The organism is Streptomyces chiangmaiensis (assembly GCF_036281785.1).
Taxonomy (GTDB): domain Bacteria; phylum Actinomycetota; class Actinomycetes; order Streptomycetales; family Streptomycetaceae; genus Streptomyces; species Streptomyces chiangmaiensis.
In genome coordinates this window covers 1-916 of record NZ_JAYWVC010000640.1, presented here as the reverse complement: position 1 = coordinate 916, position 916 = coordinate 1, and the positions used below count along the sequence as shown (strand labels likewise).

The following is a 916-nucleotide window of genomic DNA, read 5'->3' as shown; positions in this document are numbered from 1 at the left end:
ACCGCCGGCCGCGGCCGGCACCGGGACGCTGGTCTCCCGCCCCGTTCCCGCGGGACTCTTCCCTGCCTTCGGTGTGGGCTGCGCCATCTCTTCCTCACCTTCCTGCCTGATCAACTTAATGGTAACTGACGGTCGGCGGTACCAAGAGTCATCGCCGACTCGGGCAGGGATATGAACAGTTGGGAGTGTGTGATGTGTTTCACATCCGACCTCAGGAATGGGTGCATGGGATTTACCTGTTCGGACATGTGATTTGCTTGTTCGGACAGTCATTCGCTGGTGCGGCAACGGGGTGCCCGGGCCGCTGAGCATCACTTATCCCGAGGAAGAGACCATGACCACTGCTTTCGACCCGATCGTCCTGGGCGACAACCCGGCAGACCGCGTCGTGATGGCGCCGATGAAGGGCAGCCGTGCCTTCGGGCCCGGCGCCGAGCCGACGGAGCCGCCGGCGACGTACTACGCGCAGCGCGCCAACGCCGGGTCGGCGCGGTGATCGCCGTGAAGCGGTCCGGTTCTCCTTCGGCCGTAGTTGCCGTCCTCGCCCTCACCAGCCTGCTGCCGTCGCTGCTGCAGACGCTGACCATCCCGCTCATCCCGAACTTGCCGGTTCTCCTGAACGCCTCACCCACGGACGCGTCCTGGGTCGTCACGATCACGCCCCTGACCGGCGCGATTGCCACGCCGGTGAGCGGGCGCCTTGGTGACCTCTTCGGCAAGCGGCGCGTCTTGCTGCTGACACTCGCCGCGGTGATCGTCGGCACGGTGATCTCCGCCGTTACCGACTCGCTGTGGCCGATGGTGATCGGCCGCGGGCTGCAGGGCCTTGCGTTGGGGGTGATCCCGCTTGCCTTCGGCCTCTTCCGGGACCAGCTTCCGCCCCGCCGGATCGGAGGGGCGATTGCGCTCATGAGCG

General features: G+C 66.6%; 2 protein-coding genes. Both read left to right on the top strand.

Features of this window, described 5'->3' with window-relative positions; all coding sequences use genetic code 11:
- The first annotated feature begins 334 nt into the window (after positions 1-334).
- Complete coding sequence (locus VXC91_RS46135; protein ID WP_329513292.1) at positions 335-496, top strand: hypothetical protein; 162 nt, start codon at positions 335-337, stop codon at positions 494-496.
- Positions 493-916, top strand: a 424-nt coding sequence (locus VXC91_RS46130) for an MFS transporter (protein ID WP_329513291.1), incomplete at its 3' end; no start/stop codon positions are given. The genes VXC91_RS46135 and VXC91_RS46130, both read left to right, overlap by 4 nt.

What these genes read in the sequence shown, in the direction of transcription:
- VXC91_RS46135 (WP_329513292.1), top strand. Translation starts at nt 335, where the DNA reads ATGACCACTGCTTTCGACCCGATCGTCCTGGGCGACAACCCGGCAGAC.